Raw genomic sequence first — 20,201 nt, 5'->3', positions numbered from 1 at the left:
GTGAATGATTTATGTCTTAAATATATTATGAACTAATTTTACATTCACTTCACCTACATTTTGTCATTCAAATTATGACAATTGTCACCTAAGTTGTTACATTTATCATTTAGGCTATCTGGGCTATATGATTTCTAAATCAGATTATTATTTTGCTAATAAAATCTCATAAAAAAATGTACCCATAGCTTTATGGATACACCAAATTTGACTTGTTAATTAGTTTTACAGGTACATTTATATATTTTTCAATCTTTATTCCTTTTAACTTTTTTAAAGCAGTATCTGCAGCAATCCTTCCAATCATATCTGGAGACTGCTCAACAGTTGCTGTAAGTTTACCTTTTTCAATCATCGCTATTGCATCATCAGATCCATCAATTCCATAAATATATGCTTTATTATTTATTTTATTGTTTTCAAAGGCTGCAATAACACCTAATGCGGTTGGATCATTAAGACACATAACAGCATCTATGTGTTTATTGGTTTGAATTATACTACCCATTACTTCCATAGCAAGTTCTAACTGACCATTTGAAGTCTTCCTAGTGACAATCTTAATCCCACTATATTTCTTTATTATATCCTCAAAGCCTTGAATTCTCTGAATACCTGATTTTGCAGTCGGATGTTCAATAATGACAACATTTCCTTTTCCCTTTAATCTTGCTACTAAATCTTTCGCGCATAAGACTCCTGCATTATAATTTTCAGAAGTCACCGTACAATCAACTAAATTATCATCAAAAACAGGAGAATCAATAACTATAACAGGTATTTTAGCTTTTTTTGCAGCTATTAATGCTGGCTTTATTCCTTTCCAATCTACAGTATTTAAAAATATAACATCCACCTTTTGAGCTATAAGATCATCAACTTGAGATATTTGTTTTGAAACTTCAAGCTGCGCATCAAGTGAAATGAGTTTTCCATTCTGAGCCTCAACAACCTTTTTTATACCCTCATTAAGTTTAACACAATATGCATTATTCATATTCATATAGGTTGCACCAAATTTTAATTTTTTTTCTCCAAAAGGAAAATCTTTATTAAAGCTCATAAATACGCTGAGTACACCCAAAAACAAAATCATGAAAATTATTAAGACTATTGCAATAATTTTTTTAGACATTTACTTCCTCCTAATATTTGTCTAAGGTTTAAGATATGTATTTAATTTATAGTTCAGCTTTCTTAATGTATCTTGTACGTCTCCTCCACTATTAATTAATTGAAATATATCCTTATCAGCAATATCCATACTTGCCTCATATTTATGAAAACTTGGAGTTACAATAGATTGTTCTACTACTTCACTTAAAACCTTCTTATCAATAAAATTTTTTCCTTTTGAATTATACTTAGAGAGTTCTTTGTCAGTTTCCTTTGATTCCACTACGTCTTTTAAAACGGGCATCCCATGAGAATATTTAAATACATCCAGTTGAACATCTTTATCATTAGTTAAAAATTTCAAAAATTCCCATGATTCTTTTTCATGTTTTGTTCTTGAACCTATTCCCATAAGTAAACTATTAAGCTGTCCAGTATTTTCGCCCTCAGGTCCTTTAGGTAATTTTATGCATTCCCATTCAAATTGTCCATATTTTATTACCTTATATGGGTATACGTTATATGCTCTATATGTTGAAAATGGAAAAGGCTTAAAGGCAACGTTACCATCATCAAAATCTTTTAGACTAACTATATAATTTTGATTTAGCTTGTTAAGCTTTATAATAAATTTTATTGCCTCACTAACACCCTTATTATCAAATATTGCTTTATTTCCATTTTCATCAAAAAGCTTCTGACCATTAGTATAAACAGCTTGTTTCCAGTCAAATCCTACAGTTCCAAACTGATCTATCTTACCATCTTTATTTTTATCTATAGTTACTTCGTCACATATTTTGTAAAAATCATCCCAGGTCCAATCTTCGCTCGGTAACTTTATTCCTTGCTTTTTTAACAAAGTTTTATTTACAAACATTAATTCAGGATCAACTTCCTTTGCAATGGCATATTGAGAACCTCGATATTTTCCAGACTTTACTGCAGTTCCATATTGCTTAGATAAATCTAAAGTTTTATCATTTTTGATTAAATTATTAAGATTCGTCAATTCTCCAATAGATGCAAAAGTATTAAAATCACCAGGTAAAACACAAAACAAATCGGGTTCAGTTCCTTTTAATATTCTTTGAGATAATTGCTCTGAGTAATCAGTTTTTAAAATACCACTTTTATATTTAACCTTTATATGAGGATTCGCCTTTTCAAACTTATGTATTGCTTCATCTAAAGCTTTGTAAGATTGCCACTCAGGTACATCATACATACTTCCAACAAATGTACCAAACTCTAATACTACCGTTTTATTTGTATATTTATAATAAGTAAAATAAATAGACGTTATTATTGCTATAATTACACTCAGAAATATAATAATCTTCCTATGAGTTACTTTTGCTATTCTAATTTTCAATCTTTTTCAGCTCCAGTCTAGATTGAATTGCAAATATGGCTATTTGAGTCCTATCTCTTAAGTTTAGTTTACTTAAAATATTACTTATATAGTTTCTCACAGTACCCTCACTAAAATTAGTTTCAAAAGCTATTTCCTTGTTTGACATACCCCTCCCTATTAATTTCATTATTTTTAACTCATTCTTATTTAAATTATTAAATTCAAACTCATCTACATCAATTTTATAATCCACCTTATCGGCCTCATGGAAAAATTCAACTACCTTCATTGCAATATTAGGGTTTATAAGAGCCCCTCCATTAAATACAGTTCTAATAGCCCCCACCAATTCTATAGAAGATAGACCCTTTAATAGGTAGCCGCTTGCCCCATATTTTAAAGCATTAAACACATACTCATTATCATCAAAGGTTGTAAGTACTATAATCTTGATTTGTGGTAATATTTCTTTGATAATCTTTATACATTTTACTCCATCTATTCCAGGCATACGTATATCCATTAAGATAATGTCTGGGATTAGTTTTTGGGCCAATCTAACAGCTTTTTCGCCATCTTCTGCCACACCAACTACTTTTAAATCAGGCTTATTACCAAGGATTATCTCTAGACTTTGGCTAATAATATTTTGGTCTTCTGCAATTAATATTTTAATCATTTTTAATTTTCCTCCTTATAGGCAAGTAAGCAGAAATAATGAATCCCTCCGATGGGGCTCCCCAAAAATTAACTTTTCCCCCAAGCATTTCTACCCTTTCCTCAACATGCCTTAATCCGAACCCTTCTTTAATTTCACCAACTCCTATTCCATCATCCATTATTTTAACTTGCAACTTATTTTCTTCAAATTTTAAAACCACAATAATTTCATTTGCCTCTCCATGCCTGACTGCATTTGTTATACCCTCTTGAACTATTCTATAAACGGTTTCTTCTTCATCTGCACCCATTTTGGGAGCTTGTCCTGTAATTTGAATCTTTACTTTAGTATTTGTACACTCATTTATATCTTCAGACAACTTTGAAATTGCCTCAATCAGCGAAAATCTTTCAAGTGCATCCGGTCTTAGCTCATTCATAGATCTTCTAACATCTAAAAGCCCTTTTCTTGCAAGCTCTGATATTTTTAACATCTGAATCTTCATCTTACTAATATTGAATTCTGATAATTCTATACATGCTTCTAAACCAATTGCTATACCAGTAAGTGTATGTCCAATAGTGTCATGAATTTCTCTTGCTAGCCTATTTCTTTCTTTAATTTTAGCTGTTTCTTGAGATTTCCTAGCATAATCTTGTAATTGGATATTTATAACTTTTAATTCTTCAGATGATTTATACAATTCGCCATATAACTCAGAAATTTTCTCATTTTCATCCCTCTCACTTTGTATAACTTGAATCATAAACAATATAAAAATAATATCATTCGTAGAATTAAGTATGTTTTTAATACTATAATAATAAATTCTTTGCAATGATGTATAGTACTCCGCATAATCATTTATATTAAATATATTAACTTTAATGGACAAAATATTATAATCAAGTGTTATATAAATAATAATTATAGCTAAAATGAACACGCTTTTTCTTTTTTTACCATCAATATAAATAACTATATTAGCTATTGCTATAAATAATATTCCTTTATAGTCCATATTAAGGTAACCCATTATTAAAATACATAATAAAATATCATAAATACAAAAAATATAAAGCACAAACTGGTTCTCCATAAAAAACATTTCTCTGACTATGACACCTAAAGTAAGCATAAATAAAAGCAACATAGTAAATACAGGCATCTTCCAAGCAACTGTAGGAACCGATTTGATTTTTTCAATAAATTCCCTTGCTATACTATTTTCACATATAAGCCCTATTGTATTAGAACTAATTATAGACATGAATACAATCATTAAAAAATTTATAACAAACAATGTAATCCTAGTTATAGCTGTATTTTTCCACGTTTTCCCATCCAGTTTTACCATGATTTTACCCCCGTAACAATTGTTTATCCTTTTATTAAGTCTTCTAATGCAGCTTTTATAATTTTTCAATATTATACCTCGATTTACAATGTTACACTTTTATTGTAACACCTTATATTAGTTATTTCCACAAAGAATAACTGCATATAACCTAAATTTCTAAATTTTCTTTCTAATACAAAAAAACACCTAATAAAAATTATTAGGTGGCCTTTAAGTATTTAACCATTAAAAAAAATAATCTCATTAACATACTGTTTTACTCCATCTAGACTATTTTAATAGAGTAACCTGATCACTAGTAATAATTATATTTTTAAATTCTGAAGGTCCATTCCATACAATTAATCCAAGCTTTCCTGTGTGATAATAATTTTGTTGTATATTATCACACACTAATTCTCCATTTATCCAGAAACTAATTCGGTTTCCTTCTAATTTTACTTTTAACTTATATTTATTATATTGCGCTTCATAAACCTTACCGCCTGCAAGGTTAACCTCTTTAAGATTACCATTCTCGTCTTTCACATGTGCAATCAAGCTATATGAACCCCATTTATTAACATTAGCCACAATCCCACCATCTCTAAATAGATTATCACTTTGAGAGAATAATACAATTCCCACAGTATCACCATTTGCTGGATTATCAGCATGCCAATCTCCTAAAACTTTAGAATCTATTTCTAAAGTATATATATTTTTGTTAATGTCTATTTGTTGATCTGAAATTGCCACACCAGTCTTTTGTTTACCATTATTCACTACATAACTATCATTAGCCGCATGTAAATTTCCTGGCGTTTGGTCAAAAGTTAAACCTGAACCTTCAACATTTGTATAATCAATTGATGTAGTACTGTTAAACCTTACATTTTTAAATTCTGTTGTTCCACCAAATACATTTAATCCAAAGCGTCCTTTTTTATAATAATCTTGATTAGTATCACATACTAATTCACCATTAATCCAATAACTAATATGGTTTCCTTTTAATTCTAATTTTAAATTATACTTGTTATCTTTTGTTTTTAGAACTGTACCTTCTATCAAATTCTTAACTTTTGGATTACCATTATCATCAAATTCTCCTGTAAACACAAATACCCTATAATTACCATTTTTATTGACATTTGCTATAATAGATCCTTTTTTAGGATCTTCATTTTGTGATACTAATACAATCCCAGCAGTACTACCTATGTCTATAAGATTAGCTTCAGCCTCTAAATTATACGTTGATTTTTGATCAGAATTTGTTTGTTCTGCTACTGTGAATCCATCACCTTCATTGTTTCCTACATAAGCCCCCTTCTTAACATACCAAGATCCAGTAGTTCTAAAATTAGTTAAATCTTTAATAATATTACTTGTATCCTTACCGTAAACATTTAAGTCAGCTGTTTTTTTTGCCTTTGCATCTTTAGAAGTAGCAGTTAAAGTTGTACTTCCTACTTTTTTTGTTTTAAATGTAGTCTGTGTCTCATCTTGACTTACAATTTCTAAAACCTCAGGATCTGAAAATTTCCATGTAACACCTTGAGATGCTCTTGTAGGAATCGTAGTTGTATAAATAGAAAATTCATCGCCTAAAGTCTTTTCTAGTTCTTCTTCACTTAATGATACTAAAACAGAGCTCTTTCCCTTAATATCATTATTCCAAATACCACTTAATGGGTAATATTTAATTGTAGCTTTTGTTTTTCCTCCAAGTGAGTATACTTCTACTCCCTCACTAGAACGATTAGGGAAAATTTGAGTTGCACCACATACCTCCCCATTATTTCCATATAATTCTACAGATGATGAATCTACAAAGATATTCAATTGAATTTTACCATCTTTTGTTTTATTTACCTTACTACTATATGATTCTAAGAAAGCAGTTGAATTACTTGGTGCTTTTCCAGATTTTGAACGATCAATTGTTACTTCTTGGGTTTTCGTATTATATTTAACTATTGTTTCTTGACCTGCACCAACACGTAGTTTAAATCCAAACTCTGTTGTTTTTTCATCTGGTTTAAACTCTGCAACAATTTCATATTGACTTCCTGATAAATGATTCAGAATATTAGGCTTATCTTGAGAAATTGTAACATTTTCAAAGTTCTTGACACCTTTACGTAATTTTTTATATTCTTTAATTGGTTGTTGAGTTAAACGGATTCCGTTCTAACTAGTTTTAATTCGCTTTGCAAAGTAAATTGTCCATTAAATGTTTTTGTTATTGGAGCAATATTATTACAGTAATCCCAATTATTCATCCAGTTAATCATAATTCTTCTTCCATCAGGTGTACCATTTTTATCTGTGCCAGAATAAGTTTGAGCTGCATATGAATCTTTAGCAAAATTCATAACAATACGCTTATCATTATCAGGAACAAATTTCCATACACCATCTACCTCTTTAAAATCACCAACACGATAATATCTTCCCCCTTCACTTAATATCCATTTATTTTTACCACTATCTCCTACTTCTAATTTAAATAAATCTGGACATTCTGTTTGAATTGTTGGTTGCGTTCCCTCGGGTTTCCAATGCTTTAAATCAGTTGATGAGAAAAATCGTAGTGGTCCACCTGCGACTACCATCATCCACTTTCCAGATTCTTTATGATAGAATACCTTAGGATCCCTAAATGCTCCATTATTTAATGGATCATTTTCTGTTGAAATAACAGGGTTTCCTTCATATTTAGTCCATGTTCTTCCATTATCTTTACTGTATGCAATACTTTGTTTTTGTTTTTCTATACCCTTATCATTTAGGTAATCTTGAGTAAAGATTGCAACTAATCCTCCACCTTTAATTCCATCAAAGAAACCACTAGTATTATCTTTATCTACAACTGCTGATCCTGAGTAAATTGTTCCGCTTTTATCTGGATACAAAGCAATCGGTAGTTCTTTCCAATGAACCAAATCTTTACTAACTGCATGTCCCCAATGCATTGGTCCCCATATAACATCATCTGGATTATATTGATAGAATAAATGATATTCCCCCTTAAAATAAACCATTCCATTCGGGTCATTTGCCCATGCCTTAGCGGGAGAATAATGATACTGTTCACGATAATTTTCTAAATAATCGGTTTTAACGCCCTTATTACTACTCAAACTGTATTTTTTACTTATTGATGATTTGCATAAAATATCTGACGTAGACGTTTTTTCCTCTGCTAACACTCTTATTGAAGAAATAATTAATGTGGTCATAATCATAAGTACAACAACTACTAGTTTTATTGTTTTTCCCTTATTCATTTTATATCCCCCCCCATTTAGTTGATAGTGTTAACACTATCTTTGTTTTATTTATTTTAAACCCTGCTGTTGCAAGGAGTGTAGCTGTTTTTAGCTCAAAAAAAACAATGACCCCCTCTGTTTGGTATAATTGTTGTATCTAAACTCAACAAAAATTCCCGAAAGAAGGTGTCATTGTGAGTCCAATTATATCAATGTTAGTTACTTATAATCAAGTATTACTTTCTCAAATTAAACAATTACTTATTTTTATTGCTAAAAATATACCATTAAAGGTTCCGAAATACGATATGACAAGTCCTAAATATAAAAAACTTACTGTAGATAAATTGCCAATTATTAAAACCTTTGAAAAGCTTGATTACAGGCAACTCTTAGCTGAGTATAAACGCAGTAATGGCAAGGATAAAAAGCCTGTCAATTCTCGCGGTAAACATCCTATATCCTCTGATACTATATGCCCTCAATGTGGTGCTCCGCACACCTATATCTACGATAACGCCGGAGGCCGCGGGCAGCTTTGGTGCAAAGTTTGTGATATGCATTTCAATAAAAACAAGGATGATTTCAAAACCGAAAAACTCATTTGTCCATTTTGTGGACATGCCCTAAGTAAAAAGAAGGACCGCAAAAATTTTTATATCCATAAATGCGTTAATAAAAAATGTAGCTTTTTCCTTCAATCTCTTGCAAATCTTTCAATGGAAGACATTAAGGAATATAAGAAAGATAAACACAAATTTAAGCTACATTACATCTACCGTGAGTTTACCACTAATTATTTTGATGTAGATTTATCTTCAATGCCAAAAGGTGCTACTAGCCTCAAGTTCAGAAATTTTTCTTCACATGTAATGGGACTCTGTCTAACATATAACGTTAATTTAGGACTATCTACACGCCGTACGGCACTTGCTCTTTGGGAAATCCATGGGGTGAAAATATCTCATGTCATGGTTAGTAGATACGCCATTGCAGCTGCCGCTTTTGTCAAACCATATGTTGACAACTATGATTATAAGCCCACTAATTATCTTGCTGCTGATGAAACCTATACTAAAGTAAAAGGAGTTCATCAATATATCTGGCTTGTTATGGATGCCATCAAGAAATCAATTTTAGGATACCAAGCCTCTTTTAGTCGTGATACTGGCCCTTGTATTTTAACTATGCGTATGGCTTTTGATAAGTTCAAAGAGTTTCCCGGAAAATCACTTAAATTCGTTGCTGATGGCTATACTGCATATAAGCTCGCTGAGCAACAGTTTAAACTTAACGGCATGGACTTCGATGTAATCCAAGTAATTGGTCTTACTAACTCCGATCCTGTTTCAACCGAATATCGTTGGCTTAAACAAATAATAGAGCGTCTTAACAGAACATTTAAATTTTCCTATAGGGTTACAAATGGCTTTGGTAGTGAAGAAGGTTCCAACACGCACTTGGCGTTGTTTGTAGCATATTACAACTTTCTCCGCCCACATAGCTACGCTTATTGGGGGCCATTGAACTCAATACCTGAACTTGAAAACATTTCTACTATGCCAGCAAAATGGCAAAAGTTAATCGAACTTTCACAGCAACTTATAGTAGAAAAACAGGTTGTATAAGTGAATTTACCTTTTAATATAGTTTGAATTTTCTTACCCGGCAGGGTTCCGTAAAAAAGGAACAATCTGATCAGGTATATTTTTGATGCAATTTTTTATTCACCTGGAACAAAATCCTTAATTAATACACATTCTTTAAGATACTCTTACTAATATTTTCTGCGATAAGGTATATTTTCAGTTATAATCGAAAGCACATGCCCTAATTTTACCAATTAGTGTTTTTTCATAAGTTAGTTAACACTATCATTTAGTTCCCAAGCTTTAATAACGTTTTCAATTACCTTCTAATATTACTAGGTACTTTCTAATATTTAAATATATAATAATTTCTTTAAAATGGAACGAATTTTTTTATAGCCTGGGCTACACCATCATTATCATTTGATAAAGTTACGTAATCAGCATATTGTTTAACTTTGTCTGGAGAATTCCCCATGGCAACTCCAATACCTGCAAATTCAATCATATCAATATCATTATAATTATCACCTACAGCCATTATCTCTGATTTTTGTATATTAAACTTTCTCATTAAAATCTCTATAGCTGAAGTTTTTGAAACATTATTTGGCATTATTTCTAGATACGTAGGCTTTGAAGGATATACATTTAAATCGTTTGAGTGAGCATTTTTAATTTTTGCATCCAATAATTTTATATCATTAGGCTTTCCCATACATAAAATTTTATTAGGTCCTGAATTTTCACATTCCCATCCATTAAACAAATCAGTAAAGCTCGTAATGTTTGGCGATATATTAGTTATTTCACTCTCTTGTTTTGCCCAATCATCTAACTTTTCAATATACCATTCATCATCTTTATATAAACTCATATGCACATTCAATTCTTTAGCAAAACTATATGCTAGCAGGGCATCTGGAGTTGCTATAGCTTTATTTAATAAAATATTAGCTTTTGCGTCTATAACTAAAGCACCACTATAACAAATAATTGGTTCATTTATATTAAGTTCCTTTTGCAAAAACAATATTCCCTTTGGCATTCTTGCAGACACCAATATTACTGGAATTTGTTTTACACACGTAGCTATTCTGATTATATCATTTGTTCTTTGTGAAATCTTATGCTGTGAATTAAGCAATGTCCCATCAATGTCTAAACATATCATTTTAACTTTATTCATAAATTATATTTCACACTCCTTATTCTATAATATCTAACTCAATATTATGCTCTCTAATAATGTCCACATATAAAGGTGGTGGCATGCAATCAGAAATAATGATATCTATTTGATCCCAATCCAATCCTTTGTAATAGGTAGTCTTTCCATATTTATGAAAATCAGCTAGTAAAATCACCTTATCGGATTGTTGTGCAGAGGTTTGTTTGATAAAAGCATCTTCATTGTTGGCATAATAAATTCCATCAACCGTTATGGCAGCTGCACCTAAAAAAGCGATATCAAAATGAATTCCAGAAAGAGAATTCTTACAATCTATATCATAAAAAAAACGATTGTTTTTATTAAGACACCCACCAATACAATGAACAGAAACCTGTTTGTTTTCTGAAAGTATCTCAATATTATCAAGAGAGTGAGTAAATACCGTAACGTCTTTGTTTAGCCCTTTTGCTAGGTAACTTACAGTTGTAGATACATCGAAAAAATAATGTTCATTTTTATTTATATACATTAAAGCTCTTTTTGCTATTTCTTTTTTTTCTTCCGAATGAGCTTCAAGTCGTTGCCTGTAATTTCGGATTGTATCTATTAAACCAGGAAGAGTAATCCCTCCATGAGTACGAATTACAGTACCTTTATCTACAAGTTTTACTATATCTCGCCGTGCTGTATCCCTCGATATAGTAAACATCTTACAAATTTCATGAACAGATAGGTTATTTGCATAATCTAAGTATTCAAGTATTTTTACAAGCCTCTCTTCTTGATACATATAATCACCTCTTAATTAATTATAAGTATTTATAAGTATTTTGTCAATATATTAAGTACATGTAAGTATTTAAATTTTATATTTTAACATACTAGAATACTTTGAATAGTTGCAAATATTAATGCCATAGTTATGTGAACACAACTATGGCATTTAAAATTAAATTTAATATTTATTTTAATAAAAACAACATTGTATAACAAATCTTATATATGCTCACAATTAAACTCCTCTAATTTAAAACAACTTCCCACTTTCCATCATTGTCTTTTAGAACATTTATATTTACTAATTTTTCTTTATCAAAATCACATGTAAATTCATTGCTAAGAGTACTTTTGTTATTTCTATCTTCAAATTCAACTTTATAAATACAATTTTTCTGCACTCCCATATCAAAATAACAATGCTGATTCTGCTTCAAATTACTACCCCTAATTTCAGTTTTACCAATTCTTTGAATTGCTATATTGCTAATAATTTCGGAACTTCTATTTCCTATAATGAGATTATTTTTAATGTTTTTTTCACCACAAGCAGATATTAAAATTGCAATAATTATGCAACCTAATACAGTTATATATGGTATTCTTTTCAATCTAACCCACTCCTTAAATTAAATACTCATTTCCTTGAGGATAATCCCTTAAGTAATAGTTTAGATATAAAATATCCTATAATAATGAATATGACAAAGTAAATTCCAAATACACTTAACCTTTGATTGCCAATTCCCTTAATGGCTATAACCAAAATTCCAGAACATATAGCAACGCCCCCTATAAAGACAGGTTCTAAATTTTTAAATGCTATTAGTCTTAAATTATATTCTATATTTCTCTTTTTATAGGCTACGTATGCTAAGAACAAAAATAGACAAGTTAGCATTAAAAGCACTAATAACTTTAAATTATAATTACTATAATAAAAGTTTTGATAATAATCCTGATTAATATTTTCTGCTGGATTTGGATAAAAGGACTTCTGTTTGGCTACATTATAACTATAAATATTTATCCAGTAACAAATTTTATCTAAAATTATACTAATGGATTGACTATCTCGATAATATATTATGACTAATTCCCGTACTACCATTGATATAAGTGTTGGTACACCTAAGATTATACCACCTACCATGCCAGCCACTATACTATTTCCCATGACTGCCTGCATTAGCATAATAAAAGTAAAAATACAAATGTACTGAAATGTATCCATAAAAAACCATTTAACTATATCAGAATATGGATTTAATATTGTATTAAGGTCATTAATATTTGTAACATAAAATATACTTAAAAGTATATATGTTACTACAAAACTTATTAATAAACTTACCACACCAACAAGCCATTTATTAAGCATTATTTCTTTCCTTGTAAATGGCATAGAAGCTATAAATCCCTGAGTTTCACTTGTTTTTTCGCCTATAAATAAAATTATAGCAAGTATTATGACAACAAATACCATTACAAAATAATAACTACTCCCACCATATAGTCCCTCATTAAACCACTTGTCAGTCCTAATTACACCATTGTATTTCATATACATTTTATTTTGATTTAGTAATGTCATAACACCATAAGCTTTATAAAATAAAAGTACAACAATGGTTAAAAGAGTTACCCATCTTACATTTATCCATTCCTTATAGAGAAGTCCCTTATTTAAAATTTTACTCATTTTTGTCCTCCTCTTCTACGAAATATATAAACATATCCTCAAGGCCCATATCTACTATTTCTATAAATTCAGCACCCATGTCATAAAGTTTTTTCTCAAAATCTTTATTGTAATTTTTAGTAATTATATACTTTACCCTACCTATAGTTTCAACCTTAATTACTCCATTAATAGAAGATAACTTCGCATTTATATTGACTTCATCTTTAAACATCACTTGAAGTTTTTTCATGCTGTTTTTAGCGTCTTCCATAGAACTTTTAAGTTTTATGGCGCCATCTTTAATTATTGCGATGTTATCACATATTCTCTCAATATGATCCAAATGATGTGATGAAATAAATACAGTTACATCTCTAGATGCGACTTCATCCACAATAATTGACATTAATTCTTTTTTAATCACAGGATCAAGTCCAGATGTTGGCTCGTCAAGGATTAATATATCTGGTTTTATACTTAAGTTTAAAAGGATAGCTGTTCTCATCTTCATACCTTTGGAAAGCTCACGTATTCTTCGATTTAAAGGGATTTTAAATTTTACATTAAGCTCATCAAATCTCTCCTTGGAAAAATCATTGTATGCCTTCTTATAAAATTCTAAGAGTTCCTTTACTTTAAAAGATGAGAAATATTGGTTTTCATCGGATACATAACCTATCCTCTGTTTTATTTTATTATTATCAAAAACCTCTTCACCATCTATTAAAATACTACCTTCATTAACTCTGTAAATACCTGTTAAGCATTTAATAAGTGTAGTTTTTCCAGCACCATTTTCACCAATTATTCCAAATATGCTCCCTTTATTCACATGCAAATCTACATTTTTTAAAATGTATTTATCATCTATCTTCTTACTCATATTTTTTATATCTATCAATGTAATCCCCCCATTTTATATTCCTAATATTTTCAATTATTTCCTTGACGATAATACCTTAAGTAAAAGCTTGGATATAAAATAACCTATAATAGCAAACGCAACGAAACATACCCAAAATGAATTTAGACTTTCAATTCCTCGAATTCCCCTAACACCAAAAATGTATCCACCAAAAAAACCCGAACATATAGCAACCACCCCTATAAACAAATGTTCTAAGTTTCCAAAGGCCATTAATCTTGAGTTATATTCTAAATTTACCTTTTTAAAAGATACATATGCTAAGTACAAAAACAAGCAAGTTAATATAATAAGTACTAATAACTTTAATTTATAGTTTGTATAACAAAACCAAATAGCATTTTTTTCAGTATTGACCCAATTCTGATTAGTTAAATTATAACTATAAATATTTAACCAGCCTTCAATTTTATTAAAACCTATAACTATATATTGAATAAATCCATAGCGTAGTGTAATTAAGATTCGTACTACCCTTATTATAAAGTATGGTAATATGGGGATTATTCCACCGACTATCGCTGCAACTATAATGTTTCCCATAACTGTTTGTGCCAGCATCATAAAAGTAAAAATACAAATGTATTGAACCGAGTCCATAAAAAACCATTTCACTAAATCAGAGTATGGATTTAATGTTGTATTAAGATCATTAATATTTGCAACATAAAATAAACTTAAGAATATATATGTTACTATAAAACTTATTAATAAACTTAGAGCTCCAACAATCCATTTGTTAAAAATTATTTCTTTCCTTGTAAACGGCATCGAAGCTATAAACCCCTCTGTTTCACTAGTTTTTTCTCCTGTAAATAAAATTATAGCAAGTATTATGACAACAAATACCATTACAAAATAATAACTACTCCCACCATATAGTCCATTATTAAACCACCGTTCAGTCCTAATCCCACTATTGTTTCTCATATGCATTTGACTTAGTAATGTCATAACACCATAGACTTTATAAAACAAAAGTACAATGATGGTTAAAAGAGTTACCCACCGTACATTTATCCATTCCTTATAGAATAATGCCTTATTTACAACCTTATTCATTTCCATCCTCCTCTACAAAATATATAACCATATCCTACTTTTTTAAATTATTTCCTTGACGATAATACCTTAAGTAATAGTTTAGATATAAAGTATCCAATAATAGTGAAGATGACAAACCAAATTCCAAATTCTCTTAAGCGATCACTTCCAAAAATAGCTCCAGCCAAAAGTCCTGAACATATAGCAACGCCCCATATAAATACATATTCTAAATTTTTAAAGACTATTAGTCTTAAATTATATTCTATATTTCTCATTTTATAGGCTACATAAGCGAAGTATAGAAATAAACAAGTTAGCATGAAAAACACTAACAACTTTAATTTATAATTACTATAATAAGAAAATACATTAGAATACACATTATTTATTGATGTTTTAACTAGGCACTGCTGAGATAAATTATAAAAACAAATATTTAACCAATTACTTATTTTATAAAAAATCATATATTGATAATGAGTATACCTATAGTCTCTTACGCTTAAATACTGTGCTATTAAAGTTATAAATAACGGTACCATAACTATTATTCCACCTACTATGCTAGATACTATGCTATTTCCCATAACTGCCTGAATAAGCATCATAAAAGTGAAAATACAAATATATTGGAATGTATTCATAAAAAACCATTTAATTATATCGGAATATGGATTTATTGTTGTATCTAGGCCTTTAATATTTAATAAATAAAATAAGCTTAGAAATATATACGTTACTGCAAAACTTATAAGTAAACTTACCACTCCAACAAGCCATTTATTAAAAATTATTTCTTTCCTTTTAAATGGCATAGAAGCCATAAAACCTTGGGTTTCACTGGTTTTCTCACCACTAAACAAAATTGCAGCTAATATTAACACAACGAGTACCATTATGAAAACACCAATATTTTCTGCATAAACTACATTATTAAACCAATAATAATTCTCTCCTCCTTGCCGATGAATCATTCCTTTGTCATGTAATGCTACTATAACCTCGTTAGCCTTACTAAATAAAACTATAAGAATAGTTAAAAGAGTTATCCATTTTACATATACCCATTCCTTATAGAAAAGAGCCTTATTTATAATCCTATTCATTTTCATCATCTTCTCCTACGAAATATATAAACATATCCTCAAGACTCATATCTACAATTTCTATAAATTCAGCACCCATATCATAAAGTTTTTTCTCAAAATTTTTGGTGTAATTTTTAGTAATTATATAATTTATCCTACCTATAGTTTCAACCTTAATTACTCCATTAATAGAAGATAACTTCGCATTTATATTAACTGCATCTCTAAACATCACTTGAAGTTTTTTCATGCTGTTTTTAGCGTCTTCCATAGAACTTTTAAGTTTTATGGTGCCATTTTTAATTATTGCGATGTTATCACATATTCTCTCAATATGATCCAAATGATGTGATGAAATAAATACAGTTACATCTCTAGATGCCACTTCATCCACAATAATTGACATTAATTCCTTTTTAATCACAGGATCAAGCCCAGATGTTGGCTCGTCAAGGATTAATATATCTGGTTTTATACTTAAGTTTAAAAGGATAGCTGTTCTCATCTTCATACCTTTGGAAAGCTCACGTATTCTTCGATTTAAAGGAATTTTAAATTTTACATTAAGCTCATCAAATCTCTCCTTGGAAAAATCATTGTATGCCTTCTTATAAAATTCTAAGAGTTCCTTTACTTTAAAAGATGAGAAATATTGGTTTTCATCTGACACATAACCTATCTTCTGTTTTATTTTATTATTATCAAAAATCTCTTCACCATCTATTAAAATACGCCCTTCATTAACTCTGTAAATACCCGTTAAACATTTAATAAGTGTAGTTTTACCAGCACCATTTTCACCAATTATTCCAAATATGCTCCCTTTATTCACATGCAAATCTACATTTTTTAAAATATATTTATCATCTATCTTCTTACTCATATTTTTTATATCTATCAAAATAATCCCCCTATTTTAAAATTTCTAATTGCTAAAACTCACTATAAATATCATTCAATATATCAATTAATGTATCCTTATCAAGACCTATATAATGGGCTTCTATTATTATTTTCTTCATATGCTCTTTAATTTCTTTCATTTTTTCTTCATCCATAACAGGTTTAAAATTTTCTGATACAAAAGTTCCTTTTCCCCTTATAACCTGAATTGTCTTCATTCGCTCAAGTTCAATGTATGCTTTACTTATAGTATTAGGATTTACCGTTATAGCTGCTGCAAGTTCCCGTACAGAAGGCAGTTTATCTCCTGGTTTTAATATTCCTTTTATTATATTTTCCTTTACCTTCTCAATAATCTGTTCATAAATAGGCTTACTGCTTCTACTATCAATATTTATCATAGCCTCACCTTCTTTCAATCAATTAATTTTTTTACTAGTTACATAACGTGTACTATGTGTACTACTTTGTGTAGTACACTATAAATATATAACTTTATTATTATAATGTCAACTAATCTTAAAAAAAAACATTTATACCAAATAATAAATTTTACTGTATATATTGACATTTAGTTAAATAATGTTATTATAATACATAGATTAACTATGTATAGACTATCTATGTATAAGGAGGTTAAAAATGCCAATTAATAAAGAACTTTTAAAAGGTAGCACGGTAATTCTTATTTTAAAACTAATTAATAAAAAACCAATGTATGGGTATGAAATGATAAAAGAAATGGAGGTAAAATCAAATGGTATATTCACATTGAAGGAAGGGACTCTTTATCCAATTCTCCATACATTAGAATCAAAAGGATTAGTAGAATCATATTGGGATGAGGGTTCTTCAAAACGTAAGAGAAAATACTATAGGATAATGGACCAAGGTAAATTATCTTTAAAAGAAAAAGAAGAAGAATGGTCTACTTTCCGTTCAGCTGTTGATAATATGTTATTGGAGGTTGTGATATGGGCATAAAAGATAATTCTAAAATTAATGAATATATAGACAATATATGTTCTTATGTGAAATTTAAGGGTGCTCATAAAGAAATAAAAAAGGAATTATTATCACACATTGAGGATATCGTAGATGAAAATAATGAAAGTGGCTTATCAGAGTTAGAATCAACTAGTGAAGCTATAAAACGAATGGGCGATGGGGAAGCTATAGGTAAACAGTTAAACATAGCACATAAAGGAACCCCCGATTGGATTACATTACTTTTAACCATAATACTTGTAAATGCTGGTGTTGGTTTGATGTACCTTATACAATATAAAAACTCATATAAGCCTAGTGATTATTTATTTAATCATAGCTTATTATATTCAGCAATTGGTACTATTGGTGTCGTACTATTATATTTCTTTGATTATCGAAAATTAGAAAAATATTCAAAATATATTTTCATAGGAATGTGTTTGTCATTTATCTTAATATTTTTCATAGGACATCCCAAAAACGGGAGCCTATTCATTACTATAGGCGCTTTCTCATTTGACATTAAAGTAATTAGTTTATATGTATTTGTAATATCCCTGGCAGGCATATTCAACAACTATGACTGGAACAATAAAATGAATTTAATTAAAGCTATTGGGTATTTATTTATTCCATTGATTCTTATGATAGAAGTTCAAGGATTAAGCTACTGGGGAATTTATCTTATTACATTTTTAGTTTTAGCTCTCAAATCTGGTATAAAAAAAAGATATGTCATCTACATTGTTGCCTTTAATATTATTTGCTGTCTATTTTATTTAATGTCTGAACCATATAGAACAGCTAGACTTATGAGTTTTTTAAACCCATTATATGATCCAACTGGAATTACATACATGGGTGCACAAATGTATAATATAACCCATACATCTGGAATTTTTGGACAGGGTTTTTCCTCAACCGGAACCATGTTAAGATTACCTTCCATGGAATCAGAGTTTGTGTTTAGTTTCATAGTACACACCTTTGGCTGGCTAGGTGCCGCAGTTATTATTTCTATAATAATTTCTTTCATATATAGGATTCTACACATTTCAAAATATGTTAGAGATAGTTATGGCAGATTACTTATAAGCGGACTCATTAGTGTATTTATAGTACAATTTGTTTCGAATATATTAATGAATTTAAATTTATTCCCAATCGTTGGAGTAGCACTCCCATTCTTAAGTTACGGGGGTTCCTTAGGCCTTGTTAATATGCTTTCCGTAGGTGTTATTATGAGTGTATATAGACGAAGAAGTTTATCTGCCTAATTGAATATCATGTAGTAACAATTATAATTAAGAGAAGCCATAATAAACTTCTCTTAATTATAATAAATGTCTAGTTAGACTTCAGATTTAAAATACAACTGTTGAACCTGCTTTACAATTTCATCTGTTTGGTTTGTAATTTGAGAAATAGAAAAGCCTATAAATAATGGAGATGTAATAAATCTAGGTATAACTTTGCAGATTGTTTTACCCTTCCAATCATAAAAGAAAAGATTAAAACTACTACATTTCACATAAAAATCATTTAATATATAATGAACAATTTTCTGTATATTATCAGCCATTATATCTAAATTATCAATATTATTTATTATAATATTGAATTCAGTAAAATCTACCTTGGGTTTGGTTGAAAGATTAATGACACATCCATCTGACTCGTTAATTACTATTCCTTCAAAATACTCATCTTTTAAAGATTCTTTATAATCTATAGATTTTAGTCCAACAATCTGCATATGTGCATGATTAATAGTCCCACCTGAATAAGGGCCATGATTTTTATAAAAAATTACAGACTTAAAATCACCACTTTTCTCCATATCAATCCAATGACGAAATCCAAATCTTAACAAATTTCTCATATACTCTTTATCATACATTGTAATATCAACATCGCAACTGCTTGTTTCTATTAACACTGTTTGAAGTGTGTTTTCTAATGTAGGAAATTTGTTTTTAACTAAAATGAACGGGCCTTCTTCATCTATGATACCTGTTAGCCCCTCTCTGTTACAAAATGGGCATGGAGTCTTCTTGTTTTTAATGCTATTGGGTTTATTTTTACTTATATTTGCTAAAAACTTTAAATATCTGTTAGAACTCATTTTATTCACCTGCTCCAATGTATAATATTTAACTAATTAATGTGGACTTTAACAATATCATAGATGATTTTATTTAAATAATCAATAATAACTTCAAATTGACGGATATATAATCTTCTACAATACCAATAGCTTACAAAAAATATTA

Annotated in this window: 19 protein-coding genes; 3 read left to right on the top strand and 16 right to left on the bottom strand. The window is 29.5% G+C overall.

Features of this window, described 5'->3' with window-relative positions:
* Positions 1-190: 190 nt before the first annotated feature.
* The 6 genes from A7L45_RS04775 to A7L45_RS23705 form a co-directional block, all read right to left on the bottom strand.
* Positions 191-1,135 (bottom strand): sugar ABC transporter substrate-binding protein, encoded by a 945-nt coding sequence (locus A7L45_RS04775; RefSeq protein ID WP_071611702.1) that lies wholly within the window; start codon positions 1,133-1,135, stop codon positions 191-193.
* A 21-nt stretch (positions 1,136-1,156) separates the two neighbouring features.
* A complete protein-coding gene (locus A7L45_RS04770) occupies positions 1,157-2,491 on the bottom strand; it encodes an ABC transporter substrate-binding protein (protein ID WP_207647760.1) in 1,335 nt (444 codons plus the stop codon).
* Positions 2,481-3,152 carry a response regulator transcription factor gene (locus A7L45_RS04765; RefSeq protein WP_071611701.1) on the bottom strand — a complete coding sequence of 224 codons (672 nt, stop codon included), beginning with the start codon at positions 3,150-3,152 and terminating at the stop codon, positions 2,481-2,483. Before A7L45_RS04765 ends, A7L45_RS04770 begins: the two co-directional genes overlap by 11 nt.
* Complete coding sequence (locus tag A7L45_RS04760) at positions 3,145-4,491, bottom strand: sensor histidine kinase (protein WP_071611700.1); 1,347 nt, start codon at positions 4,489-4,491, stop codon at positions 3,145-3,147. The genes A7L45_RS04765 and A7L45_RS04760 overlap by 8 nt, the downstream gene beginning before the upstream one ends.
* A gap of 273 nt (positions 4,492-4,764) precedes the next feature.
* Positions 4,765-6,588, bottom strand: a complete 1,824-nt coding sequence (locus A7L45_RS23710) for a GH32 C-terminal domain-containing protein (protein ID WP_236900481.1) — start codon at positions 6,586-6,588, stop codon at positions 4,765-4,767.
* A gap of 65 nt (positions 6,589-6,653) precedes the next feature.
* Positions 6,654-7,769 (bottom strand): glycoside hydrolase family 32 protein, encoded by a 1,116-nt coding sequence (locus A7L45_RS23705; protein WP_071611698.1) that lies wholly within the window; start codon positions 7,767-7,769, stop codon positions 6,654-6,656.
* Positions 7,770-7,945: 176 nt separating this feature from the next.
* Here A7L45_RS23705 and A7L45_RS04745 point away from each other — a divergent pair, with 176 nt between their 5' ends.
* Positions 7,946-9,379, top strand: a complete 1,434-nt coding sequence (locus A7L45_RS04745) for a DDE-type integrase/transposase/recombinase (RefSeq protein WP_084647343.1) — start codon at positions 7,946-7,948, stop codon at positions 9,377-9,379.
* A gap of 334 nt (positions 9,380-9,713) precedes the next feature.
* On the opposite strand, the gene A7L45_RS04740 is transcribed toward A7L45_RS04745, so the two are convergent.
* The 9 genes from A7L45_RS04740 to A7L45_RS04700 form a co-directional block, all read right to left on the bottom strand.
* Positions 9,714-10,529, bottom strand: coding sequence for a Cof-type HAD-IIB family hydrolase (locus A7L45_RS04740; RefSeq protein WP_071611697.1), 816 nt, complete (start codon positions 10,527-10,529; stop codon positions 9,714-9,716).
* A gap of 19 nt (positions 10,530-10,548) precedes the next feature.
* Entirely contained in the window at positions 10,549-11,304 is a 756-nt protein-coding gene (locus A7L45_RS04735) for a DeoR/GlpR family DNA-binding transcription regulator (RefSeq protein ID WP_071611696.1), read from the bottom strand.
* A 232-nt stretch (positions 11,305-11,536) separates the two neighbouring features.
* Entirely contained in the window at positions 11,537-11,902 is a 366-nt protein-coding gene (locus tag A7L45_RS04730) for a hypothetical protein (RefSeq protein ID WP_071611695.1), read from the bottom strand.
* 26 nt (positions 11,903-11,928) lie between these two features.
* Entirely contained in the window at positions 11,929-12,993 is a 1,065-nt protein-coding gene (locus tag A7L45_RS04725; RefSeq protein ID WP_071611694.1) for an ABC transporter permease subunit, read from the bottom strand.
* Positions 12,986-13,876: an ABC transporter ATP-binding protein gene (locus tag A7L45_RS04720; RefSeq protein WP_071611693.1), complete on the bottom strand. Its 891-nt coding sequence runs from the start codon at positions 13,874-13,876 to the stop codon at positions 12,986-12,988. The genes A7L45_RS04725 and A7L45_RS04720 overlap by 8 nt, the downstream gene beginning before the upstream one ends.
* A gap of 36 nt (positions 13,877-13,912) precedes the next feature.
* A complete protein-coding gene (locus A7L45_RS04715) occupies positions 13,913-14,962 on the bottom strand; it encodes an ABC transporter permease subunit (protein WP_071611692.1) in 1,050 nt (349 codons plus the stop codon).
* 47 nt (positions 14,963-15,009) lie between these two features.
* A complete protein-coding gene (locus A7L45_RS04710) occupies positions 15,010-16,053 on the bottom strand; it encodes an ABC-2 transporter permease (RefSeq protein WP_169829565.1) in 1,044 nt (347 codons plus the stop codon).
* A complete protein-coding gene (locus A7L45_RS04705) occupies positions 16,046-16,936 on the bottom strand; it encodes an ABC transporter ATP-binding protein (protein WP_071611690.1) in 891 nt (296 codons plus the stop codon). The genes A7L45_RS04710 and A7L45_RS04705 overlap by 8 nt, the downstream gene beginning before the upstream one ends.
* 31 nt (positions 16,937-16,967) lie before the next feature.
* The gene (locus tag A7L45_RS04700) at positions 16,968-17,339 is read right to left on the bottom strand and encodes a GntR family transcriptional regulator (RefSeq protein ID WP_071611689.1); all 372 of its coding nucleotides are present in this window, start codon (positions 17,337-17,339) and stop codon (positions 16,968-16,970) included.
* A 241-nt stretch (positions 17,340-17,580) separates the two neighbouring features.
* Between A7L45_RS04700 and A7L45_RS04695 the strand changes: the two genes are divergently transcribed.
* Together A7L45_RS04695 and A7L45_RS04690 are read left to right on the top strand one after the other, a co-directional pair.
* The gene (locus A7L45_RS04695) at positions 17,581-17,922 is read left to right on the top strand and encodes a PadR family transcriptional regulator (protein ID WP_071611688.1); all 342 of its coding nucleotides are present in this window, start codon (positions 17,581-17,583) and stop codon (positions 17,920-17,922) included.
* On the top strand, positions 17,913-19,205 hold the full coding sequence (locus A7L45_RS04690) for an FtsW/RodA/SpoVE family cell cycle protein (RefSeq protein ID WP_071611687.1): 1,293 nt from the start codon (positions 17,913-17,915) through the stop codon (positions 19,203-19,205). Before A7L45_RS04695 ends, A7L45_RS04690 begins: the two co-directional genes overlap by 10 nt.
* A 74-nt stretch (positions 19,206-19,279) precedes the next feature.
* Here the strand turns inward: A7L45_RS04690 and A7L45_RS04685 are convergent, their stop codons facing one another.
* Positions 19,280-20,053, bottom strand: a complete 774-nt coding sequence (locus tag A7L45_RS04685) for a DUF4931 domain-containing protein (protein ID WP_071611686.1) — start codon at positions 20,051-20,053, stop codon at positions 19,280-19,282.
* Between the last annotated feature and the right edge of the window lie 148 nt (positions 20,054-20,201).

Source organism: Clostridium estertheticum subsp. estertheticum (genome assembly GCF_001877035.1).
Classification (GTDB): domain Bacteria; phylum Bacillota; class Clostridia; order Clostridiales; family Clostridiaceae; genus Clostridium_AD; species Clostridium_AD estertheticum.
The sequence above is the reverse complement of the archived record's forward strand: the minus strand, read 5'-3'. Positions and strand labels throughout refer to the sequence as shown.

Bases quoted from the DNA above. Each gene is read 5' to 3' on its own strand.
- A7L45_RS04775 (WP_071611702.1), bottom strand. From the start codon at position 1,135: ATGTCTAAAAAAATTATTGCAATAGTCTTAATAATTTTCATGATTTTG.
- A7L45_RS04765 (WP_071611701.1), bottom strand. From the start codon at position 3,152: ATGATTAAAATATTAATTGCAGAAGACCAAAATATTATTAGCCAAAGT.
- A7L45_RS04760 (WP_071611700.1), bottom strand. From the start codon at position 4,491: ATGGTAAAACTGGATGGGAAAACGTGGAAAAATACAGCTATAACTAGG.
- A7L45_RS23705 (WP_071611698.1), bottom strand. From the start codon at position 7,769: ATGAATAAGGGAAAAACAATAAAACTAGTAGTTGTTGTACTTATGATT.
- A7L45_RS04740 (WP_071611697.1), bottom strand. From the start codon at position 10,529: ATGAATAAAGTTAAAATGATATGTTTAGACATTGATGGGACATTGCTT.
- A7L45_RS04735 (WP_071611696.1), bottom strand. From the start codon at position 11,304: ATGTATCAAGAAGAGAGGCTTGTAAAAATACTTGAATACTTAGATTAT.
- A7L45_RS04725 (WP_071611694.1), bottom strand. From the start codon at position 12,993: ATGAGTAAAATTTTAAATAAGGGACTTCTCTATAAGGAATGGATAAAT.
- A7L45_RS04715 (WP_071611692.1), bottom strand. From the start codon at position 14,962: ATGAATAAGGTTGTAAATAAGGCATTATTCTATAAGGAATGGATAAAT.
- A7L45_RS04710 (WP_169829565.1), bottom strand. From the start codon at position 16,053: ATGAATAGGATTATAAATAAGGCTCTTTTCTATAAGGAATGGGTATAT.
- A7L45_RS04700 (WP_071611689.1), bottom strand. From the start codon at position 17,339: ATGATAAATATTGATAGTAGAAGCAGTAAGCCTATTTATGAACAGATT.
- A7L45_RS04695 (WP_071611688.1), top strand. From the start codon at position 17,581: ATGCCAATTAATAAAGAACTTTTAAAAGGTAGCACGGTAATTCTTATT.
- A7L45_RS04690 (WP_071611687.1), top strand. From the start codon at position 17,913: ATGGGCATAAAAGATAATTCTAAAATTAATGAATATATAGACAATATA.
- A7L45_RS04685 (WP_071611686.1), bottom strand. From the start codon at position 20,053: ATGAGTTCTAACAGATATTTAAAGTTTTTAGCAAATATAAGTAAAAAT.